This window comes from Streptomyces sp. MB09-01 (assembly GCF_033794505.1).
In the GTDB taxonomy this organism is placed as follows: domain Bacteria; phylum Actinomycetota; class Actinomycetes; order Streptomycetales; family Streptomycetaceae; genus Streptomyces.
This window is the reverse complement of sequence record NZ_JARAYQ010000040.1, coordinates 13,797-34,808: the sequence shown is the minus strand read 5'-3', so window position 1 is coordinate 34,808 and position 21,012 is coordinate 13,797. Positions and strand designations below refer to the sequence as shown.

Genomic DNA, 21,012 nt, shown 5'->3' with positions numbered 1-21,012 from the left:
TCCTTTTCACTCCGATCAGGTCCGGCTGTCACTGCCTGCCGTTAGGATTCTCGGAGTTTCCGCCAAGTCCGGCAGTGCAGGACGGAATGGGCGGAGATCACAGACGGCGCGGTGACGGAGAAGGCAGGAACGGCGCATGCGGGAAGGCCGCTGGACCACGGTCACCGAGTCCGAGTTCGACCACGAGCGCCGCGCGCTGGACGCCATCCGGGAGCAGCTGCCCGACGCCGACCCGTGGCGGGCCTGGTCCAACTTCACCTTCACCGCGAACACCGGCCACGTCCGCGAAGTGGACCTGCTCGTCGTCGCCCCGGGCGGCGCCTGCATGATCGAGCTGAAGAACTGGCGCGGCACGGTCACCAGCGAGAGCGGCACCTGGGTGCAGATCAAGCCCAATGGCCGCCGGGAGTCCCACGGCAACCCGCTGCACTTGGTCAACAAGAAGGCCAAGGAACTGGCCGGGCTGCTCGGACAGCACGGCAAGCGCGTCTGGGTGGCCGAGGCCGTCTGTTTCACGGACGGCTCCCTGCGGGTCCGGCTGCCCGCCCACGACCAGAACGGGATCTACACCCTTCCCGAGCTGCTCGCCATGCTGAAGCAGCCGCCGCGGGACGAGCGCCACCGGATCACCGCCGTCGACTCCCGCGAGATCAAGGGCGCGCTGGAGCGGGTCGGTATCCGCCGCAGCGACGCCGAGTACAAGGTGGGCCCGTACGAGCTGGAGCGGAAGGCCTTCGACACGGGGCCGACCTGGGCCGACTACAACGCCAAGCACAGCGAGCTGCCCGAGACCGCCCGGGTCCGCATCTACCTCCGGGAACGCGGCTCCTCCGCCGCGTTGCGGCAGTCGGTGGACAACGCCGCCCGCCGGGAGGCCGCCGTACTCCAGCGGTTCAGGCACCCCGGCGTCGTCCAGTACCGGCAGTACTACCCGTCCGAGCACTCCGCCGGCCCCGTCGTCGTGTTCGACTACGACCGGCAGACCCTGCGCCTGGACGAGTACCTCCACCAGTACGGCGACAAGCTGGACATCCTGGCCAGGATGTCGCTGGTCCGGCAGCTCGCCGAGACGATGCGCTCCGCCCACTCGCGCCGCATCTTCCACCGGGCACTGGCCGCCCGCGCCATCCACGTGATCCCGCGCAGCCGGGGCTGCGAGGGCCGGACGGTCGGCGAGGAGGCCGCGTGGCTCGCCCCGCGCCTGCAGATCTCCGACTGGCAGATCGCGACCCAGAGCAGCGGCACCGGCGGCGCCGCCCCGGGTGCCACCCGGCTCGCGCCCACCGCGCTCTCCGCCATGCACCTGTCGGAGGGCTCGGACCCGTACTTCGCACCCGAGCTGACCGCTCTCAGCGCCGACCCGGTCTACCTGGACGTCTACGGTCTCGGGGTCCTCACCTACCTGCTCGTGACCGGCAAGCCCCCGGCCGCCAGCCAGGCCGAGCTGCTCGCGCGGCTCGAGGCGGGCGAAGGGCTGCGGCCCAGCTCGCTGGTGGACGGCCTGTCGGAGGACATCGACGACCTGGTCCAGGCCGCCACCGCCTACCGGCCCGCCCAGCGGCTGTCCACGGTGGACGAGTTCCTGGAGATGCTGGAGCTGGTCGAGGACGCCCTCACCGCACCGTCCGCCGATTCCGCGGCCGCCGTCCAGGACCTCACCGACAGCGCGGACACCGCCGACACCGCCGCCCCGGCCCCCGAGAAGGACCCGCTGGAGGCCGTTGCCGGGGACCTGCTCGCCGGCCGCTGGGAGGTCCGGCGCCGGCTGGGCACCGGTTCCACCAGCCGGGCCTTCCTCGTCCGCGACCGTGAGGCCGATCCGCGCCATCCCCGCTCCCTGGCGGTCCTCAAGGTGGCCCAGTCCGACAGCCGTGGTTCGGTGCTGGAGCGCGAGGCCGAGATCATGGGCCGGCTCCGCGCCGACTCCCGGGTGATCCGGCTCGTCGAACCGCAGCCCCTGAAGATCGGCGGCCGTACGGTCCTCGCCCTGGAGTACGTGGGCGACGAGCGTGCGGCGGATCCGGACGGCACGGACGAGTCCGGCAGCCGTACCCGCCACCGCGAGGAGACCGTCGCCCGCCAGCTCCGCGACCGCGGGCGCCTCCCCATGGACCAGCTGGAGGCGTACGGCGACTACCTGTTCGGCGCCGTCGACTTCCTGGAGGGCGAGGGCGTCTGGCACCGCGACATCAAGCCGGACAACATCGCCATCCGGATCCGCCCGAACCGCACTCGCGAACTCGTCCTGATCGACTTCTCCCTCGCCGGCTACCCGGCGACGGAACACGAAGCGGGCACCGAGGGGTACCTCGACCCGTTCATCGGCACCCTCACGCGCACGGCGTACGACTCGCACGCCGAGCGGTACGCGGTCGCCGTCACCCTGCACGAGATGGCCTCCCGCGAGCTGCCCAAGTGGGGGGACGGCTCCCTCCCGCCCCGGATGACCGATCAGAAGGAGTTCCCGTATCCGCTGATCGCGGCCGATGCCTTCGAGCCCGCGGTCCGGGACGGCCTGGTGGCCTTCTTCCGGAAGGCCCTGGCCCGGGACACGGCCAAGCGCTTCCCGGACCTCAAGCCGATGCGGGACGCCTGGAAGAAGATCTTCCTGGACGCCTCGCAGTCCGTCCCGTCCAGCCACCGCTCCCGCCACCCCGAGCCGACGACCGTCACGCAGACCCCGGAGTCCGGCGCCCCCGCCATCGCGCGGGCCGACTCCCTGACCGCTGACGAGCAGCGCGACCGGCTGGCCGCCGAGGTCACCCGGGACACCCACCTCTCGGCCGCCGGCCTGACTCCGGCCGCCGAGTCCTTCCTCTACGGGCTGGACATCACGACGGTCGGCGGTCTGCTCGACTACAGCCGCGTCAAGCTCCTCAACGCGCCCGGCCTGGGCGCCAAGACGCGGACCGAAGTGCAGCGCCGTCAGCGCGAGTGGGGGAACCTGCTGCGCGAGGAGCCGCTCTCACCGCTCAGCCCGCGCGGCCGGGCGGAGGCCAAAGAGGAGCTCGCCCGGCTCACCGCCGCGGAATCGGCCGTACTCGGCGGACTCGCGACGGCCGAAGGTGCGGGCGGCCTGTCGGGCAAGGCCCTCCGGTCGGTCACCCTGGACACCCTCGCCACGCTCCTCGTACCGGAGCTGAACAACAACCGTTCGAACGCCAACAAGATCGAAATGGTGCGGCTGCTGCTGCGCCTGCCCGACGAGCGCGGCGAGCTGCCCCCCATCGGAGTGTGGCCGAAGCAGAAGGACGTGGCGGAGTCGCTCGGCCTGTCCGCGGGACGCATCCCGCAGATGCTGAAGGAGGAGCGCAAACGCTGGAAGAAGCACCCGGCGGTGCAAGCACTCCGTGACGAGATCATCGGCCTGCTGGAAGGGCTCGGCCGGGTCGCTTCCGCCGTCGAGGTCGCCGACGCGCTGGCGGTGCGCCGCGGCACCCAGCTCGCCGAACGGGAGCAGCGGCGTGCGCTGGCGCTCGCCGCGGTCCGCGCGGTGGTGGAGGTCGAGCAACTCGACCCGGAGGAAGCCGAGTTCCAGCACCAGCCGAACCGCAAGGCGACGGAGGACTCCCTGGGCGCGGGCCTGCTGGCCCTGGACGTCCGCGAGTCCGACGGCCCGGACACCCCGACTGCCCCGGGCCTGCTGGACTACGCCTCCCGCCTGGGCCGTACCGCGGACCGGCTGGCCCGTCTGGAAACCCTCCCGACGGCGGCGACCGTACTCGGCGAGCTGAACGCGCTCACCGTCCCGCCGGGCACCATCGACTGGGACGAGCGCCGGCTGGTCGAGCTGGCCGCCGCCGCCTCGGCGAACGCGGCGGCCACCCCGCGCCTGGAGATCTACCCCCGCGACCTGGCTTTCGTACGGGCCCTGCGCCTCACCCAGGCCGGCCTGGTACGCCTCACCCCGGGCATGCCGGAAGGCCGCCAGCCCGGCATCCGGGCGGAGGACATCCACGAGCGCGTACGGGCCCGCTTCCCCGAACTGGTGGTCCAGGACGCGCGGGGCACGCTCACCCACGACCTGCCGACCGGCGGACCGCTGACCAAGGCCCTACGGGACGCAGGCTTCGATCTGTCCCTGTCCACCCTCCAGGGCACGAAGACGCAGCGCTACCTGCCCACCCGCATGGACAGCATCACCAGCTACCTCACCTCCGGCTCCGGCCCACGCGCCACGGACATCGGCGCCGCGATCCGCTACGCGGACGACCCGCTGCTCGCGGGGGCTGCCCGCGCGGACGAACGGCTGCGCGTCTCCGCCCGCAAGGACGGCTACCGGGTCCTGACCGTGCACCACGGCAGCTCGCCCGCGGCCGTCCGGGCCCTGGAGGACCGCATGGGCGCGGCAGCGGTCTCGGTCACCGAACTCTTCCTGGAAGCCCTGCACGCCCTGGTCCCGCCCGGCACCAAGCCGACGTGGGAAACCCTGCTCAAGGCGGACGCGGCGGAGTCCGGCTCGCGCGGCGCGCTGAAGTTCGCCGAGTACGCGCGGACGGCCTGGGGCGCGGTCGAGCCCCGGGTACGGGACCTCCTCTCACCTGCCACCGGCTCCGGCCCGGTCCTCCTCACGGACGCGTCGGTCTTCGCCCGGTACGACGCGATGGGCGTCCTGGACCGGCTGGCGGAAGCCGCCCGGCAGGGCGGTCGCGGGCTGTGGCTCCTCGTGCCGCAGGGCGACCCGGCGCGGGAGCCGAGGCTGGGGCAGGTGGCCGTGGCCTACCAGGTGGGCCTGGGCGAATGGATCGAACTTCCGGACTCATGGGTCCAGGACCGGCACCGGCACGCAGCCGGCGCCACTGCTTCAACCGAGGGAGACGCCAAGTGATCGACCGCAAGGCCCTGTTGGACGATCTGAAGAAGCAGGTCACAGCGGCCGAGGCCGATCTGACGAAACAGGTCAAGGCCGTCGAGGAGGTCGGGGCGAGGCTGAAGGCCGAGTACGACCGCGCCCGCAAGCTGGGCCGCACGGCGGCGACCTGGAACTCCTGGCTGGACGACCGCGTCACCCAGGTCGCGGTGGCCTGGGTCCTGGGTACGGTCTTCGTCCGCTTCTGCGAGGACAACGGCCTGATCCCGGAGCCGTACCTGACGGCCCCGGGGACGGACCGCCGCGACCTGGCCCTCGCCCGCTTCGAGGACTACGTCTCGAAGTCCCAGGACCCGACCTACCGCGGCTGGCTGGAGCACGCCTTCGAAGACCTGGGCGCCGGCCAGGCAGGTCGGCTGCTCTTCGACCGCCGCCACAACCCGCTGTACCAGATTCCGCTGTCCCACGACGGCGCCAGCGACCTGGTGGACTTCTGGCGCGCCCGCGACGAGGCGGGCGTCCTGATCCACGACTTCACGGACCCGCTGGAGGAGGACGGGGACGGCACGAGGGGCTGGGACACCCGGTTCCTCGGTGACCTTTACCAGGACCTGAGCGAGGCCGCCCGCAAGACGTACGCCCTGCTCCAGACCCCGGAGTTCGTGGAGGAGTTCATCCTCGACCGGACGATGAACCCGGCGGTCCGCGAGTTCGGCTACGAGGGCCTGAAGATGATCGACCCCACGTGCGGGTCGGGCCACTTCGTCCTGGGCGCGTTCCGCCGCCTGGTCCGCCTGTGGGCGGAAGGCCACCCGGCCAAGGACCTGCACGAGCGGATCGCGGCGGCCCTTGATTCGGTCCACGGCGTCGACCTGAATCCGTTCGCGGTGGCCATCGCCCGCTTCCGTCTCCTTGTGGCGGCGATGGCCGCGAGCGGGGTCCGGACGCTGACGGAGGCCGCGAGGTACGAATGGCCGATCCACTTGGCGGTGGGCGACTCCCTGATCAAGCACCGTCACAAGCAGGAGAGCCTGTTCGAGGGCGACGGCTCGGAAGACTCGGACGAACTGGCCGAGTTCAAATACGAGACGGAAGACATCCACGAACACCCGGACATCTTGAAGCAGGGCCGCTACCACGTGGTGGTCGGCAACCCGCCGTACATCACGGTAAAAGACAAGGGACTGAGCAAGCTCTACAAGGAGTTGTACAGCGCCTGCGCACTCCAGTACGCCCTCTCGGTGCCGTTCGCTCAAAGATTTTTCGAACTGGCTAAGGTTGGGGACGCCGACGGGCTCGGGTACGGCATGGTCGGTCAGATCACTGCGAACTCCTTCATGAAGAGAGAGTTCGGCACACGACTAATCGAGTCATACTTCGGTCACGAAGTGGAACTGACCGAGGTCATCGATACGTCTGGTGCAGTCATTCCCGGACACGGCACCCCGACCGTCATCCTGATCGGTAAGCGACGCGGTGGTAGCGGTCGCTCCGAGATGATTCGGACCGTCCGTAGCGTGCAGGGCGAGCCAGCCGCGCCGGAGCATGGTGAGGATGGGTTGGTCTGGAAGGCGATCGTGCAGCAGATCGACGATCCCGGGTCAGTAAGTCAGTGGGTCTCCGTTGACGATCTAGAGCGAGGCCGGTATTTCGGTAGGCAACCGTGGATCCTCGCCGACGGCGGGCTCGAGATGGTTGAGCAGTTGAAGGAGGCGCAGGCGGGGCAACTTGCAAGCGTCAGGAGAGTAATCGGTCGCTACACACATACCGGGTCGGATGAAAGCTATTTTGCACCCACGGGAACATGGGATCGACTGGGTGTCTCAGCGGACAACATTGTTCCTCTCATCAGTGGAGATGCTGTGCGCGATTGGAATATCTCCGCCGAAACCGAGTCCGCCTTCCCATATGGAACTGATCTCCGCGCCAACCTGCCGTCGGGCCTCGAACAAATCTTGTGGCGCCACCGGTCCCTACTTCGCGAGCGACGGGAACCCGGAGGGACGCACGAAGAAATCGGTCTCACTTGGTACGAGTGGAGTCGTTGGCACCCGGAGCGCTTCTCAATCCCCCTCGGCATTTCCTTTCCATTCGTAGCGACACACAACCACTTCGCCCTGGATCGCGGTGGAAAGGTCTTCAACCGTCACGCGCCAGTCATCAAGTTGCCGGAAGGCACAAGCGAAGAGGAACACCTTCGGATTCTTGGGGTGCTCAACAGCTCCACTGCCGGATTCTGGCTCAAGATGGTCAGCCACGACAAGGGGAGCCAGGGAGTTAACGAGGGCTACAAGTCACAGCCTTGGGAGCGGTTCTTTGAGTTCACGGGAACCAAACTGCAGGAATTCCCACTACCCTCCACTTACCCGACCTCCCTCGCTAAAGCCCTCGACGGCGTCGCGCAACAGCTCACCAAAACCAGCCCGGCAGTTGTATCGGCCAGCGCAACCCCCACTACCTCGGCCCTCCGCAACGCCGAGAGCACTTGGCTCGGGACACGGGCCCGGATGATCACTCTCCAGGAGGAGCTGGACTGGCAGGTCTATTCCCTCTACAACCTGCACCCCGAAGACCTCCGCGTCTCCGAAGACCCCGATTCACCCGATATCCCCGAACTCGTTCTCGGTGAGCGTGCCTTCGAGATCGTCCTCGCTCGTCGCGTGGCCGCAGGCGAGGCCAGCGACGAGTGGTTCAAGCGACATGGGTCGACGCCCATCACTGAGATCCCCTCCCACTGGCCCGCCACCTACCGGGAGGTCGTCCAGAAGCGGATCGACGCCATCGAGTCGTCCCGCGCCATCGGTATGGTCGAGCGGCCCGAGTACAAGCGCCGCTGGGCCACCGAGGGCTGGGACGCGCTCCAAGAGAAGGCGCTCCGCGCCTGGCTGCTGGACCGGATCGAAGACCGCTCGCACTGGTTCGACGAGAACGGCATGCCCGCACTCGTCACCCTCTCCCGGCTCACAGACAACCTGTCCCGCGACGAGGACTTCGTCTCCGTCGCCAAGATCTACGCCCCGCGCAAGGAGCTGCCCGCCGTCGTCGCCGAGCTGATGGCCGACGAGCACGTGCCGTTCCTCGCCGCCCTGCGCTACAAGCCCTCCGGGCTCAAGAAGCGCGCGGACTGGGAGCACGTCTGGGACCTCCAGCGGCAGGAAGATGCCGCCCCGGACGAGCCGGCCAAGCGGAAGATCCGGGACAGCATCCCTGTGCCGCCGAAGTACACCTCGGCCGACTTCCTGCGCCCCTCCTACTGGCGGGCACGCGGCAAGCTCGACGTACCCAAGGAGCGCTTCATCTCCTACGGGCAGACCAACGCCCCCACCCCGGAGCTGTACGGCTGGGCCGGCTGGGACCACGCGGAGCAGGCATACGCGCTCGACACGTACATCGCCGCCAACGAGGCCCTGACCGCCGAGGAAGCGACGCCGTTCCTGGCCGGCCTGCTGGAGCTCCAGCCATGGCTGGACCAGTGGCACGAGGAGTTCGACGCGACCTTCGGCTCCTCCAAGGCCGCGTTCTTCCGTGGTGACCGCCAGATGGAACAGGGCAAGCACGGCCTGACGGACGACGACCTGCGTGCCTGGCGTCCCGCCGCCCCAACGCGTGGCCGCCGTACCGCCAAGAAGTAGTAGTAGTCCCCACGACGCAGAACGGCTTCCCCTGATCCCTCGATCACGGGAAGCCGTTCGGTCATTTTCAGGCGGTCAACTCATCGTCCCGGAGCGCCGCAACGAACGAAGCCCACTGCTCTGCCGGGAACACCAGCACGGGCCCATGCGCGTTCTTGCTGTCCCGCACCGGCACGACGGCAGCGAAGTCATCCGAGACCTCGACGCACTGACCGCCGTCCGGGTTGCTGTAACTACTCTTGCGCCACGCAACGGCACTCAGGTCGATGGATCGCACGGCACTTCCTCCAACATGCGCAGGATGAACTTCCGCGACGCGGGCGGGGAAAGCGCCAGGTCACGAACCGCATCGTAGGCGCGTTGCAGACGCTCAACCGAAGCGTTTTCCTCGATGAGTTCACCACGATGGGCGCTCTCCACGTATGCCACGGTACGGGCATCAGGCAGCCGTAGGAACATGACGTCAGTGCTCACCAAGGCATGCGGCCCGACCTTCAACGGCAACAGGTGAATCGTCAGGCAAGGCCGATCGGAGAGGTCGAGCAGCCACTCAAGCTGGCTGCGCCACTCTTCTTCGTTCGCCAAGCCAGAGCGCAATACCGCCTCCGAGAGGATCGTCCGAAACGGCGGCGCACCCTTCCCCTCCAGCACCTCCCGCCGCGACATCCGTGCCTCCACCTGCTGCGTCAGCTCCGGCTCCACCATCCCGCCCGCCGTCAGCAGCTCACGCGCGTACCCCGGCGTCTGCAACAGCCCCGGCAGCACGCTCACCGCGAAGTGCCACAGGCTCACCGCCTCCGCCTCCAGCGCCATGTAGCGCCGGTACTGCTCGCGGAACTGGCGCTGGTCCCCCGCCGCCACCTCCCACAGCGCCAGCAGCAGACCCGGCGTCCCGTAGTGCTGGTCGAGCGCCTGGACCACCTCCGGGCCGCCCAGGGTCTCGCCCTTCTCCATCTTCCCGAACAGCGACCAGTCCCACCCCAGCCGCTCCCCCAGCTGCCGCAGGCTCGCCCCGCTCCCGGTCCGGAGTATCCGCAGTTCCTCCGCGAACCGCTGGCGTGGTTCCTGGCTGCGGCCGGTGATGACGCGTCGCTGCGGCATCGCGCTTCCCTCCGAGGACGGTGCTGGTGTGGAAGGTGTGGAACCACTGATCACCTGCGGCGAAGCACGGCGGCCCCACGGCGTGGCGGGCCGGTTCCGGATACATGCTCGTCATGCCCGCACTACGCACCGTAATCCGACGTGCCGACCCGGGTCAGGCGAACGACGCAAACCCCCTCGACCGGAACTCCCCACGACAGGAGCCCTCATGGCCACCACGCCACACCACCGGACCCCGGACACCGCCCGCACCACGCGCGCCGCCCGCGCCAAGATCAAGGAGGCCGTCACCGCGCGCGACGCACTCGCCGCCGCCCTCTCCCGGGCCGGAATCCAACTCCCCGCCATGGACGTCCGTACCCCCTGGCCCGACGAGCGCGCCGACGAGGCCCGGTACGCGGTCGTGCACCTGGGGGTCTGCTCCGCGCCCGTCGCCCACGCCCTCGCCACCGTCATCGCCAAGGGCGCCGCCGGGTGACGGACCCTCCACCCGTACGCCTGCGGCCCGGTGATGCCGTACGGGACCGCCGGCGCGGCCGGGTCGGTGTCGTCACCGGCCGCGACGACGCCCACGACGGCGTCCGGCTCCGCCCGCTCACCTCCGGCCCGGAGTGGACCGCCGAAACGGCCGATCTGGAGCCGGTGAGCCGCCGGGAGCGGCTGCGGGCCTGCATCGCCGAGGTGAACGCCCGCAGCCGGAGGTCGATTTGAGCCAGGTCGCCAGGCCATGCCTGCCCGGAGAGGTCGTGTGATCACGGTCTGCCCTACGATGGCCGGACCAATCTCAGCGGCCCGACGAGCTTCCTGACCGCACGCGCACATGCGCGGGCGGACACCGACCAGGACATGCCCCCACCCGCACGAGTCACTTCGTGCTGCCTGGGGGCAAGTCTTGCTGTTCCGTGAATCCGTGGCATCCGTGGCCGCCCGCTTCTTCGGCGGTTCGGTCGCGGAAGGGGCGCTCGCGCTGATGCTGGCCGAGAACTTCCTGCACGCCCGGGGCCACCGCCCGCACCCCTCGGAGATCCAGTCCTGGGAGCGCAGCCTCCCGGCGCTCGCGAACACCCTGGTCGAGGCCGGTCTCGGCGACGTCGAGATGCTGATCGAGTACGCGCTGCCGCTCACCAGCAAGCGCGCCGACGTGATACTGGCCGGCGTGCACCCGGCCACGGGCGAGCCCTCGTACGTGATCGTGGAACTCAAGCAGTGGAGCAGGACGTACCAGGAGGGCGACGACCCGCGGCTGTGCCGGATCGACGCGTACTCCGACGCCCAGCTGAACCCGATCGAGCAGGTCCGCGCCTACTGCGACTATCTGGTGTCCTTCAACGGAGCACTGGAGCACACCCCCGAGTCGGTCGCCGGGGTGGCTTATCTGCACAACGCCAAGGACTCCGACGTCCGGTGGCTGCGCGAGGTGCCGGAGGACGTGCACGGGCGGCTGTTCACCCAGGACCAGCGCAGCTCCTTCCAGACCTACCTGCGCTCCCGCCTCGCCCCGAAGGCCGGGGGCGAGGCCGCCGAGATCCTCCTCCACGGCAAGGTGCGGCCTTCGAAGCAGCTGATGAAAGTAGCGGCCGACGAGGTCCGCAACCGTGAACAGTTCGTCCTGCTCGACGAGCAGAAGGTCGCCTACGAGCTGGTCATGTCGGCGGTCCGCAAGGCCCAGCGGGCGAACCACAAGCAGGTGATCGTCGTCGCCGGCGGGCCGGGCTCCGGCAAGAGCGTGATCGCCCTGTCGCTCCTCGGGGAGCTGTACCGCCGCGGCGTGGCCGCCCTGCACGCGACCGGGTCCGCGTCCTTCACCAAGACCATGCGGAAGGTCGCCGGTGCCCGGAAGACCGAGGTGCAGCAACTGTTCAAGTACTTCAACAGCTTCATGGAGGCCGAGCCGAACGACCTCGACGTCCTGATCTGCGACGAGGCGCACCGCATCCGGCTGACCTCCGCCCACCGCTACACCCGGGCCACGCTGCGCACCGGGCGCCCCCAGGTCGCGGAGCTGATCGACGCAGCCCGGGTGCCCGTCTTCCTGCTGGACCAGCACCAGGTGGTGCGGCCGGGAGAGATGGGCACGGTCGCAGAGATCGAGCATGCCGCCAAGGCGCAGGGCCTGGAGTGCACGGTGGTCAAGCTCGACAGCCAGTTCCGGTGCGGCGGCAGCGAGGCGTATCTGCGCTGGGTGACCGGCCTGCTCGGGCTGGAGGGAGACGGCCCCGTCGTCTGGGAGCCGGACGACAAGGTGCAGCTGCTGACCGTGGACAGCCCGCAGGAGCTGGAGGACTTCCTGACCGCCCGCAAGGCCGAGAAGTACGGGGCTCGGATGGCGGCCGGCTACTGCTGGAACTGGACCAAGGAGATCACCTCGGAGATGACGGAGCTGCCGGCCGACGTGGTGATCGGGGGCTGGGCCAAGCCGTGGAACGTGCCCGGGGACCGGTCGCTGTTCGGTGCGCCGCCGGCGCCGCTGTGGGCCACCGAGGAGGCCGGGTTCGGGCAGGTCGGCTGCGTGTACACCGCCCAGGGCTTCGAGTACGACTGGTCCGGCGTGATCATCGGGCCGGATCTGGTCTGGCGTACCGACGGGTGGGTGGTGGACCGTACCGCCTCCAAGGACCCGATCTTCACCAAGGCGACCACGGACGAGGACATCGACCGGCTGATCCGCAACACGTACAAGGTGCTGCTCACCCGAGGCATGATCGGCACCGTGATCTACTCCACGGACGCCGAGACCCGGGAGAAGCTCCGCGAGCTGATCCCGGCCGCCCAGGTGTGATCGTCTCTGGCGATATCGGTCCCGCGATGTCCGACCCACCCCATACGATCGGGTGAGCAGCGCGACGACCGATTTACCGGAGAGTGAGCCCGTACATGGCCCAGCAGCCGCCCCTCCTCCGCGATGTGATCGACATCAAGGAGTCCATCTCGACCTCGGACTTCGTCCTGCAGCTCTCGGAGGCCACCTCCCCCGAGGGCGCCGAGCGGGCACTGAAGGACTACGTGGTCACCGAACGGCTGCTGGAGAACTTCGACGAGGCACTCGGGCTGATCAAGGCCGCCCTGGACGGGCACACCTCCAAGGCGGCCTATCTGCACGGTTCCTTCGGTTCCGGTAAGTCGCACTTCATGGCCGTGCTGCACGCGCTGCTCGGCGGCAGCCCGGCTGCCCGCACCAAGGGCGACTTCGACCCCGTACTGAGCAAGCACGAGTGGCTCGGGGCGGACGGCAAGCGCTTCCTGCTCGTGCCGTACCACATGCTCGGGGCGAAGGCCCTGGAGCAGCGCGTCCTCGGCGGGTACGTCACCCATGTGAAGCGACTGCACCCGGAGGCCGCGACCCCGCAGGTGTACCGGACGGACGCGCTGTTCGACGACATCCGCTCCATGCGCAGCCGGATGGGCGACAACGCCGTCATCGGCGGGCTGGCCGCCGAAGCGGCCGGCGTGGCGGACGAGGACGACGAGTGGGGCGAGTCCTTCGCCTGGACGCCCGCGCTGCTGAACACCGCGCTGGCCGCCGAGGAGGTCCACGAGGCCGCCCAGGGGCTCAACCTGGTCAGCCCCGCCACCCCGGCCGAGCTGCGGGCGCGCCTCGTCCAGGACGCGAGCACCAACCTCCTCCCCGGCTTCGCGAAGAACGCCACCGAGGACGAGCACGGGTTCATCTCCCTCGACGCCGGGCTCTCCGTCATCGCCGAGCACGCCAAGGGCCTCGGCTACGACGGCCTGATCCTGTTCCTGGACGAGCTGATCCTCTGGCTGGCGACGCTCATCCACGACCAGAAGTTCGTCGCCAAGGAAGCCAGCAAGATCACCAACTTCGTGGAGGGCGGAGACGCCCGTCGCGCGATCCCGGTGGTCTCCTTCATCGCCCGCCAGCGCGATCTGCGCGAGCTGGTCGGCGAGGAGGTGTCGGGTGCGGCGGAGTCCTCCATCCAGGACACCCTGAACCTGGCCTCCGGCCGGTTCGACAAGATCACCCTGGAGGACCGCAACCTCCCCCAGGTCGCCCACGCGCGCCTGCTGCGGCCGAAGGACGACGAGGCCGCCGCGCTGATCCGGGCCGAGTTCGAGAAGACCCGCAAGGTCCGCCAGGAGGTGTGGGACACCCTGCTCGGCTCGGACCGCGGCGCCGACGGCGTCGGGGCCGACGAGGAGAGCTTCCGGCTGACGTATCCCTTCTCGCCCGCGTTCATGGACACGCTGGTGCACGTCTCCTCCGCGCTTCAGCGCAACCGGACCGGCATGAAGCTGATGGGCCAGCTGCTCGCCGACCACCGGGACGAGCTGAGGCTCGGCGACCTGATCCCGGTCGGTGACCTGTACCCGCTGATCACGGCGGGCGGCGACAAGCCGTTCACCGACAGCCTCAAGGTGGTCTTCGAGGCCGCGGACAAGCTCTACCGGACCAAACTGCGCCCGTACCTCCTGGGCACGCACAACGTGACCGAGGAGGAGGTCGAGCAGTACACCCACCGGCCCGACAGCCTCACCGACCAGGGCCTGCGCGCCCGGGTCAAGCTGTTCGTCGGCGACAACCGGATCGTCGGCACCCTGCTGCTGTCCGCGCTCGCGCCGAGTGTTCCCGCCCTCGCGGACCTCACCATCCGGCGGCTGTCCGCCCTCAACTACGGCTCGGTGGTCGCCCCCATCCCGGGCCGTGAGTACGGCATCCTGCAGAACAAGGTCTCGGAGTGGGCGGCCCGGTTCCCGGAGATCGTGGAGACCGGCAGCGAGGCCAACCGGGGCGTCCGGCTGGAGCTTTCCGGCGTCGACGTCGACTCGGTCATCGCCAATGCCAACGTCAACGACAACCCCGGCAACCGCACGGCTCTGGCGCGGCGGATCCTGTCCCAGGAGCTGGGCATCGTCAGCCAGGGCCAGTTCGTCGACGAGATGTCCTTCGTGTGGCGCGGAACGGACCGCTCCGCCGAGGTCGTCTTCGGCAACGTGGCCGACGAGGACGAGCTGCCCGACCACGACCTGATGCCCCGCCAGGACGGCCTCTGGCGGATCGTGATCGACCTCCCCTTCGACGAGACCGAGTACGGGCCGGTCGAGGACCGGGACCGGATGCGCAGGCTGCGCGAGAAGCAGGGCGAACCCTCGCGCACGGTGGCCTGGCTGCCCACGCACCTCTCGCACCAGCGCTACGCCGACTTCCGGCGGCTCGTCGTCATCGACAAGGCCCTCGCCGACGACCAGCGGTTCGACAGCCAGTACGCCGGGCACCTGAACGCCGACAACCGTGCCCGCGCCAAGGGCCTGCTGGAGACCCAGCGGGAAAGCCTGCTGACGAAGGTCAAGGCCGCCTTCAAGCAGGCGTACGGCCTGGCCGAAAAGAAGGCCGGCGACGTGGAGGTCGGCTTCGACGACCACCTGGCCTCGCTCCGCGAGGTCGAGGGGCTGACCCTCTCCTTCGGCCAGTCGCTGCGCGACGGCATCCGGCACATCGCCGGCCGCCTCCTCGCCACCCAGTTCCCGGACCACCCCGACCTCGACCCCGAGAACACGGGGACGGCGGCCAAGCCGGCCGACGCCCGGAAGGTGTTCACCCACGTCCGTGCCGCGGCCGAGGCGCGGGACGGGCGGACCGAGGTCCCGGCGGCGGACCGTGCGCTGATGCGGCGGCTCGTCGGCCCGCTCCGGCTCGGACAGCAGAAGGAGGCGTACTTCGAGCTGTCCCAGTTCTGGGCGGACCACTTCCGCCGGCTGGCCCGCGAGCAGGGGGTGACCGGCGACCTCAGTCTGATCACTCTCACGGACTGGACGGACAAGCCGGCGCCGCGCGGCCTGCCCGAGTTCCTGACCCGGCTGGTGGTCGCCGCGTTCGCCGAGATGGACGACCGGGTCTGGGTCCGCGAAGGCACTCCCCTCGACCCCGCTCCGGAACTCGCCCAGATCAAGGAACGCGACGCCCTGCGCAGTCAGCCGCTTCCCTCGGAGGCCGACTGGGAGGCGGCCCGCCAGCGCTTCGCGACGGTCTTCGGGCAGAAGGCTCCGACGCTGCGGCGCGGGCGGATGGTCAACCAGCTGGCCCGCGAGATCACCGCCCAGGTGCGCACCTTCCAGGGACCGCAGGACGAGCTGGTGGACCAGCTCCAGAAGCACGCCGGCTTCCTCCGGCTCGACGAGACCGTCGAGACCGGACGCCTCGCCATCGCACGCCGGGCCGTCGACCTGCTCAAGGCCCTCGACCGGACCTCCGGTCCCGGCGCCACCGGTGCGAAGCGGACCGTCGAGGCCCTGGCCGGCTTCGACTTCGGACCGGTCAGCGGGGAGCGGCTCGGGAACTCCCTGAAGCAGGCGAGCGCCGTGTCGCGGGCCCTGGTGTCGGCTTCGTGGACCACCCTCGACCTCGCCTCCGGCCAGGGACCCGAGGGGGAGGAACTCCTCGACTCCCTGCGCAACGTCGCGGCTGAACCCCAGATCCCGGACGACCTGGTCGCGGCACTGACCCGCACCACGGACAAGGTCCTCGCGCTGATCAAGCGGAACCAGGCGGCCGCCGCCCCGGCCCCCGCACCCCAGCCGGCGGTCCGGGATCCTCGTGCCGATTACGTATCCCTGGACACTCGCAGCAGCCACCCGCCCGTCCCGGTGGACGCACCCTCGACGGATACGGGGAGCAGCATCGTCGGGCGGCCGGGCACCTCGGGTGCCCGCCGTACCACGGCGGCCCGGGCGGTAGCCGAACTGCAGTCCGAGCTGGCCGAGTTGGCCGCTCGCGAGCCGGGCGCCACCATCGAGATCACGTGGCGGGTCGTCGAAGGATGAGCACGGCAACGACCGGTTCCGTCGCGGTCCGGCTGAACCTGGCGACGATCACGCAGTACCTGTCCTCCCAGAGCTCGCTCGCCGGCTCCCTCAAGGGCGGCGGCAGGCGACGGGTGGTGCTGCTGCGCTCCGCACCGCACTGGGACGGGCCGGCCGAACCGGCCTGGGGGGAGGGCCGGACGGCGCGGATCGTGGCCGCGCCCTCCCCGCTCGCCGTCCACGAGCTGGTCCTCGGCCAGCTCACGGGGCAGGCGGCCGGTCCGGCCGTACTGGTCGTGCTGACCGACCGCGAGCAGCACGAGCTCGACCCGGCGATCCTGGCGCGCACCCACAAGAGGCGCATCGACACGGTGGACAGCTGGGACGTGGTCCGCGACGCGTTCGGCGCACAGGACGTGGACGGCCGGCTGCGGGCGGACAACTGGGCGGCCGAGGCCCTGCTGGACGCCACACCGCCCGGTGGCTGGCCCGCCCTCGCCGGCGGGATGCTGTCGCGGCGTTCCGCGCTGTCGTCGCTGGCGCTGCGGCGGCTCCGGCTCGGCCGGTACGGGCCGGACGCGCCGGCCGGAGCGAGCGGTCCTGCCGCGAGCGACGAGCTGGACATGCACACACTGCTGGGCTGGTCGCTGCTGCCGAGTGGGCCGGAGCGACTGCTGGAGCTGCGCGGTCCCGAGCGGTCGGGGCTGGTGGAGTTCCTCGCCGAGGAAGACCAGGCCGGGCTCCCCGGCCGGGCCCTGCTCGCACTGGTCCTGGCCGACCACGGCACCGACGCGGTGGCCTTCGGTCTGGTGTGCGCGGCCCTGTGGGTCCATGCGGTCCCGGACGCGGGCGTCTACCAGGCCCGCGGCCGTGCGGAGCGCTGGTTCGGGGAGCAGCCCCCGGCCTCCGGGGAGCAGTTCGACGTCCTGGCCGCTGCCTTCGGGCGGGCTGCCGAGGAGTACGTCTCCGGGCTCGCTGCAACGGCGCGCTCCCGCCTCGGCGCTGCCCAGGTGGAGGAGGCCCGGGAGGCGCGGCGGGCCCTCGACACCGTCCTGGACAGGGCCTCCGCGCTGGTCCGCCAGTTCGGAGCGGAAGCCGCCGCACGCAGGAGCCCGGTCCTCCAGACCGGACTCGACGAGGCCTTCACGGCCGTCGGCCGGGCCTTGGCGCGGGGCGACGTACAGGCTGCCGCGGGGGCGATCGCATCGCTGAACGGCCATGTGCGGGCCGAGGACCCGCACACCCTCGCCAGGATCGAGCGGACGCGCATGGCCCTGCGGCTCGCCCAGTGGCTGGCCTGCGAGCCCGCTCCCGGCTCGGACACGGTGGCGGCTGCCATAGAGCGGCACCTCACCGAGACCGGCTGGGTGGACCGGGCGGTCGAGCACGTCGAGGCTGGCGGCGACCCCGACCCGGAGCTGAGGGCGGCGTACGACCGGCTCGCGGAGCGCGTCCGCACCGTGCGGAAGGAGATCGACCGCGACTTCGCCGGCCTGCTGGCCGCCTGGACCGCCGCGGGCACCCCGCCGAACTCCATGCTGACCCTGGAGACCTTCCTCGACCGTGTGGTGAAGCCGGTCGTCCGGGGTGGCACGGGTCGCCGCGTCCTGCTGCTGGTGCTGGACGGGATGAGCGCCCCCATCGCCACCGAACTCGGCGAGGAACTGCGTTCCTCCTGGGCCGAGTTCGACCCGCTCGACGAAGGGGATCCGCGTCGGCGCGCCGTCGCGGCGGTCCTGCCCACGGTGACCGCGGTGTGCCGGACCTCCCTCTTCGCGGGGCGGCTGCTCCAGGGCACGCAGAAGGACGAGAAGCAGCTGTTCCCCGAGCTGTTCAAGCGGTGGGGCGGGGCATCGGCCGCGGTCTTCCACAAGGACGACCTCCGTGCGGACAGCGCCGGTCACGCCTTCGGGCCGGAGCTGACCGAGGCCCTGACGAACGGCCGGACGCACGTGGCGGTCGTCCTGAACGCGATCGACGACCGCCTGGGCAAGGAACAGAAGCTCGGCGACGGATCCTGGCAGGCCGCGCACATCCCTGGGCTCCCCGAGTTGCTCCGCGTGGCCGCGACCGAAGGCATGGCAGTCATCCTGACCAGTGACCACGGGCATGTGGTCGACCGTCACGGGGCGAAGGCCGAGGCCGCCTCGCCACTGTCCGCCCGCCATCGGGCACCAGGCGGGGAGACCGCACCGGCCGAGGTGGTGCTCTCGGGCCCGCGCGTGGTCGCACCCGAGTCCGGTGGCTCCGTCGTCGCCCTCTGGGACGCCGACTCCCGGTACACGGCGCGCAAGGCCGGCTACCACGGCGGCGCTTCCCTGGCCGAGTTCACCGTCCCCGTGCTCGCCTTCCTGTCCTTCGGCGCCGAACCGCCCGCCGGCTGGCGGGAGCTCGGTAACCGGAGTCCGGCATGGTGGGAGACCGGCGGGTCGGCTCCCCGACCGACCGCGCCCGCCGCCGAAGCTGTGCCCACACCCGCACGACCCGTCCGGCAACGTCCGACGAGGGCCCAGGCCGAACTCGCCCAGAGCCATGACTCGTTGTTCGACGTGACGGTCGTCCCGGCGGGCGAGGACTCCCAGACGCTCGTCGACCAGGTGCTGATGTCCCCGGACGATGCACTCGTGGAGGCGCTTTTCGCAGCCGAAGCGTTCCAGAGCCAGCTGGAGCTCCTCGCCCGGAAGCCTCCGAAGGACAAACTCGACCGTGCCGTCCGCGCCTTGCTCGATGCGGGCACCCTCCCGGTGACCGCTCTGGCGCAGCGGGTCGACTACCCGGTGACCAGGGCTGACGGCTTCGCTGCCATCCTGCGCCAGCTCCTCAACTTCGACGGGGTGCAGGTGCTGGAAACCCTCACGGACGGCCGTACAGTTCGGCTGGATTCTGCCTTGCTGAAGCTGCAGTTCGATCTAGGCTGACAGACCGTTTGTTGTCGAACCCATCGAGCAAGGACACATGAGCGCCAACGACCGTGTGCTGATCAACCAGATGATCGAAGAGAAGCGGAACTCGCGTTCCGTCGCGCTGTCCTTCGACGCGGCCTTCGAGAGGTTCGCCTGCGAGCATGCGCTGCACGGCTTCGGCCTCTCCGAAGAGGAGGTCGAGGCCGGGGTCATCGGCGGATCTGACGACGGCGGCATCGACGGTGCCTACGTGTTCCTGGGCGGGCGGCTGCTGCACGAGGACAGCGACGTACTGCAGCAGCCCTCCGCCGCCGCCCAGATCGACACCGGCACCCGGTTGACCCTGTGGCTCGTTCAGGCCAAGACTTCCTCCACCTTCTCGGAGACGGCCCTGGACAAGGTCGAGGCCACCTGCAAGAACCTGCTCGACCTCCAGGCGGACGACGCCGACTTCGCGGTCCTCTACTCCGCCGACCTGATCGCCAGATTCCGGCTCTTCAAGGACGCACTGAGCCGGCTCATCACCCGCCACCCGACCGTGCTGATCAAATTCTCCTACGTCACCCGCGGCGAAGCGGGCGAGGTGCATCCCAAGGTGCAGGCGAAGGCGAAGATCCTGGAGGACCGGTTCGACAAGGCCTTCGCGATCTCGCAAGGTGAAGTGGAGTTCCTCGGCCCCGCGGAACTCTGGAAGCGCGCCAGCACCCGGCCCTCGTACACCCTGGAACTCCCCTACCAGGAGAGCATCACGCACGGCACCAGTCACATCGCTCTGGTGGCACTCCGGGACTACATAGAGTTCCTCAGCGACGACAACGGCGTGATCAAGTCGCACATCTTCGACTGGAACGTGCGGGACTACCAGGGCGACGTCGAGGTGAACCGGGAGATCACCCAGTCCTTGCGGGACCCCGCGGCACCGGAGTTCTGGTGGCTGAACAACGGCATCACCATCGTCTGCTCCCAGGCCACGTCGGTGGGCAAACGGCTCAGCCTCTCCGACGTCCAGATCGTCAACGGACTGCAGACCTCCTACACCCTCCACCAGACGCTGTCCGCGCGGCACGCGGCCGACCCGGCCGAACCCGTCTTCGGCCGACTGGTGCAGGTCCGCATCCTCGTCACCGCGGACCAGGCGGCCCGCGACGCCGTCATCCGTGCCACCAACCGCCAGACCACCGTCCCCGTCGCCTCCCTGCGGGCCACGGACGACATCCAGCGGCAGATCGAGACGTACTTCCACGAGCACGGCTGGTTCTACGACCGGCGCAAGAACTTCTACCGCAACCAGGGCAAGCCGGCCGACCGGATCATCAGCATCCCCCTGCTCGCCCAGTCCGTCATGGCCATGGCCCTCGGCCGGCCCGACTACGCCCGCGCCCGGCCGTCGAGCCTGCTCAAGTCGGACTCGGACTACCAGCGGGTCTTCTCCGAGAAGACCGGGCTCCCCGTCTACCTGTGGCTGGCCAGGACACAGCGCCAGGTGGACGACTTCCTCCAGTCGCGACCCCAGCCCATCTCCCGCTCCGCATACACCAACCTCCACTTCCACTTGGCCATGCTCGGGGCCGTCGACCTGGTGGGACGTGTGTTCACCCGGCCGGACGCCCTGACCAATGCGGCACGGGAAGAGGTGTTTCCCACGCCGGTGCGCCTCGAATCCCTCTGGACCTCGCTGCGCGAGCAGTTCGACGGATTCCAGGACGAACACGGCTGGGGAGCCGACAAGACCGCGAAGAGCGCGGAGTTCGTCAACGCACTCACGAGGAACCTCGGCTACGGAAGCTTCCGCGGCTGAGCGGCGATC

At 69.9% G+C, this 21,012-nt stretch carries 10 protein-coding genes; 8 read left to right on the top strand and 2 right to left on the bottom strand.

From position 1 onward, the window contains the following. Positions 1–136: 136 nt before the first annotated feature. On the top strand, positions 137–4,828 hold the full coding sequence (gene pglW / locus PV721_RS11760) for a BREX system serine/threonine kinase PglW (protein WP_319723094.1): 4,692 nt from the start codon (positions 137–139) through the stop codon (positions 4,826–4,828). Continuing rightward, positions 4,825–8,442, top strand: a complete 3,618-nt coding sequence (pglX, locus tag PV721_RS11755; RefSeq protein ID WP_319723093.1) for a BREX-2 system adenine-specific DNA-methyltransferase PglX — start codon at positions 4,825–4,827, stop codon at positions 8,440–8,442. Before pglW ends, pglX begins: the two co-directional genes overlap by 4 nt. Before the next feature lie 67 nt (positions 8,443–8,509). Here the strand turns inward: pglX and PV721_RS11750 are convergent, their stop codons facing one another. Continuing rightward, on the bottom strand, positions 8,510–8,719 hold the full coding sequence (locus PV721_RS11750) for a DUF397 domain-containing protein (RefSeq protein ID WP_319723091.1): 210 nt from the start codon (positions 8,717–8,719) through the stop codon (positions 8,510–8,512). Further along, positions 8,701–9,543: a helix-turn-helix transcriptional regulator gene (locus PV721_RS11745; protein WP_319723089.1), complete on the bottom strand. Its 843-nt coding sequence runs from the start codon at positions 9,541–9,543 to the stop codon at positions 8,701–8,703. Before PV721_RS11745 ends, PV721_RS11750 begins: the two co-directional genes overlap by 19 nt. A gap of 208 nt (positions 9,544–9,751) precedes the next feature. Here PV721_RS11745 and PV721_RS11740 point away from each other — a divergent pair, with 208 nt between their 5' ends. The 6 genes from PV721_RS11740 to PV721_RS11715 all read left to right on the top strand — a co-directional run bounded on the left by PV721_RS11740 (position 9,752) and on the right by PV721_RS11715 (position 21,003). Continuing rightward, positions 9,752–10,021 carry a hypothetical protein gene (locus tag PV721_RS11740; RefSeq protein ID WP_319723087.1) on the top strand — a complete coding sequence of 90 codons (270 nt, stop codon included), beginning with the start codon at positions 9,752–9,754 and terminating at the stop codon, positions 10,019–10,021. Continuing rightward, positions 10,018–10,254, top strand: coding sequence for a hypothetical protein (locus tag PV721_RS11735; RefSeq protein ID WP_319723086.1), 237 nt, complete (start codon positions 10,018–10,020; stop codon positions 10,252–10,254). Before PV721_RS11740 ends, PV721_RS11735 begins: the two co-directional genes overlap by 4 nt. A 181-nt stretch (positions 10,255–10,435) precedes the next feature. After that, positions 10,436–12,322 (top strand): DUF2075 domain-containing protein, encoded by a 1,887-nt coding sequence (locus PV721_RS11730; RefSeq protein WP_319723084.1) that lies wholly within the window; start codon positions 10,436–10,438, stop codon positions 12,320–12,322. Positions 12,323–12,417: 95 nt separating this feature from the next. Then, complete coding sequence (pglY, locus tag PV721_RS11725; RefSeq protein ID WP_319723082.1) at positions 12,418–16,323, top strand: BREX-2 system ATPase PglY; 3,906 nt, start codon at positions 12,418–12,420, stop codon at positions 16,321–16,323. Further along, entirely contained in the window at positions 16,320–19,220 is a 2,901-nt protein-coding gene (gene pglZ, locus PV721_RS11720; protein ID WP_319723080.1) for a BREX-2 system phosphatase PglZ, read from the top strand. The genes pglY and pglZ overlap by 4 nt, the downstream gene beginning before the upstream one ends. 37 nt (positions 19,221–19,257) lie before the next feature. Then, the gene (locus PV721_RS11715; RefSeq protein ID WP_319723078.1) at positions 19,258–21,003 is read left to right on the top strand and encodes an AIPR family protein; all 1,746 of its coding nucleotides are present in this window, start codon (positions 19,258–19,260) and stop codon (positions 21,001–21,003) included. Positions 21,004–21,012 lie beyond the last annotated feature (9 nt).

Coding starts and splice junctions, on each gene's coding strand:
- pglW (WP_319723094.1), top strand. CDS start 137: ATGCGGGAAGGCCGCTGGACCACGGTCACCGAGTCCGAGTTCGACCAC.
- PV721_RS11745 (WP_319723089.1), bottom strand. CDS start 9,543: ATGCCGCAGCGACGCGTCATCACCGGCCGCAGCCAGGAACCACGCCAG.
- PV721_RS11740 (WP_319723087.1), top strand. CDS start 9,752: ATGGCCACCACGCCACACCACCGGACCCCGGACACCGCCCGCACCACG.
- pglY (WP_319723082.1), top strand. CDS start 12,418: ATGGCCCAGCAGCCGCCCCTCCTCCGCGATGTGATCGACATCAAGGAG.
- pglZ (WP_319723080.1), top strand. CDS start 16,320: ATGAGCACGGCAACGACCGGTTCCGTCGCGGTCCGGCTGAACCTGGCG.
- PV721_RS11715 (WP_319723078.1), top strand. CDS start 19,258: ATGAGCGCCAACGACCGTGTGCTGATCAACCAGATGATCGAAGAGAAG.